Genomic DNA, 2,154 nt, shown 5'->3' on the forward strand with positions numbered 1-2,154 from the left:
GGCACGACCGGCTTCCGAAGGTTTCAACGTCTTCTGAAGTTACGGATTCAGGAATTTGCTAGTACTTTAGGAATTACCCCCAAGCCAGAGGCTCAGGGGTAATTGCATTTGCTGGCTCTGACCGTTTTAAGATGGCTCAACTTATTTTTTTCACTTGATCATCGTTTAACGGAATACCAGCGCTCTGGCAATGAATAAGCAAATTTTTATACTGATCTTCATTTGGCTGCATACCAGCGGCTTCAGGATGACCACCACCGGACCCGGTCATTCCGCCATCTTTCCAATCCTGAACAACCTCTGTAAGATCAATGTCTGAATCCATTGATCTCAACAGCGAAATGTTACCCCCAAATCCAAATAAGACCGCATATTTGTCGTCACTTAATTTTTCACTAACCAGAGCCTGAACAAATCGACCAGCTCTGGCTTGTGTGTTAGCTGCAAAGAAGGACCGATCATTGTAGGTTACTTTTCTTCCTTGCTTAAGCACATCTTCGGTCCGCCTGACAGCATTAATAAATACATCAGGCTCGATTTTCTTCAACGCAGCATTAATGTCTTTGAAATTATCGGCAAAGTCAGAAATAAACTTCTTGGTATTTTCAGGGACCTTCATCAGTACTTTATGATTTTTATCTGCCGGGCCATCAGGATAAGACGGGTCTTGAGCATCAAAAAATGATGGGGCGACTACTGTAGAAGGATCGGATCCTGGTTTAGCGAAATGGAATCGAGTGTTAAATTCAGCATCCCCAAGATAGCATATAAGAAAATGCAGCATATTTTCTTTTAAAAATGAGTTGGCAACGCCATCTTTGCATTGATTTAAAATAGCCATACTCTGCTCGTCCAATGTAATATTTTCATTGACGAACCCCATAAACTCTTCAACCGCTTTCGGCTGCATTGTGGTTAAATCATAAGCTTTCATGAATTTTTTGTAGGATTCAAGTTCCAACATGCTATCAAATCCAAACAATTCCATTAGCTGTTTATCGGTCATATCTTTCGATAATATATTGAAAATATGAGATGCACCTGATTCCATGGTATTTACATTTACAATCAACCGGCCTTGATCAATGGCAGAATCAATGAACTTCCTATCCTCTTCATCTAGCTTTTCATATTGCTGTAAGAATACTTTACCAGTACCGCCATGGTGATCAGTCAAGACAAAATCAGTGCTGTCATTTTCCTTGAGTGCCCGGATAATGGTAGCCATATCAAACATAATATCGGCAGTCATCACAATTGAATTGTCTTGTATTGCCCCGTGCTGTCTGAGCAATCCAACCTCAATTTCAGGTGCTTTCATTGGGTAGCTCTGAACCAGTTGCTGAACTTCAATCCCTCTTTGTTGCAACAGTTTCGCCGTTACCAGTCCGGACCAACTGCCATCGGGACATCCACAGTGGCTGACAATGGCCATATGCCTGCGAGGATCAGGCAAAGTGTGAATGGATTGACTGCCCTTGCCAGCAGATGTGAGCGTTTGTAAAGCACCATGACCTTTAAAAAAGGTTGCATTTAAAAGCGTTGGTTGCAGTGATTGCATAACGAAGGTCCTATTGTTAAGTCGCTGATTTCGAGAGGTTAAGCGTTCAGTGAACATAAAGTAAGTCACAGGATGATCGGCAATTACCTGTTTTCAGAAATAACTGAAAATCAACCAATGTATAAGGCATAACCTCACAATAATTCATGAATTGATGAAGGTAGCGCCAGCCATGACAGCAGCAATAACGGTTTGTACCACACATCATGGAATAACATTAGTGATGTTTAACCGAACATCCACCTTAACTGACTGCAAAGAAGGTAAACAGTTTCTCTGCACACGACAAAAGGCAGAAATAAGCCAATAATATTCACTATCTCGATATTTTTAGCGCTGAATACCTTGAAAAACCCAGTTTATAAACTTCAAGAAAACATTGTCTGTGGCGAATTTCACTTGGTTACCAGTTTTTCATATCTTACCAAACCCGTCGTAAAGCATCGCCTAATGGGGCCGGGCCGCGCAGGCGCAGGGCGCTCCGCTTGAGTTTTTGTTCATTCTTTACTAATTTCACCAAGAGGTTGTCCGAGAATAGACTACCCTACTGCGGTGGCAGAAAATTGGTCTAAAAATTCCGTTTTGTTCGGCAA

General features: G+C 41.7%; 1 protein-coding gene. It reads right to left on the minus strand.

Annotation, left to right across the window (positions count from 1 at the left end; genetic code table 11):
- Positions 1 to 136 precede the first annotated feature (136 nt).
- Positions 137 to 1,561 (minus strand): hypothetical protein, encoded by a 1,425-nt coding sequence (locus tag KDK14_RS16915; protein WP_257266355.1) that lies wholly within the window; start codon positions 1,559 to 1,561, stop codon positions 137 to 139.
- Positions 1,562 to 2,154: the final 593 nt, after the last annotated feature.

This window comes from Endozoicomonas sp. ONNA2 (assembly GCF_024606365.1).
Lineage (GTDB): Bacteria > Pseudomonadota > Gammaproteobacteria > Pseudomonadales > Endozoicomonadaceae > Endozoicomonas.

Coding starts and splice junctions, on each gene's coding strand:
- KDK14_RS16915 (WP_257266355.1), bottom strand. CDS start 1,561: ATGCAATCACTGCAACCAACGCTTTTAAATGCAACCTTTTTTAAAGGT.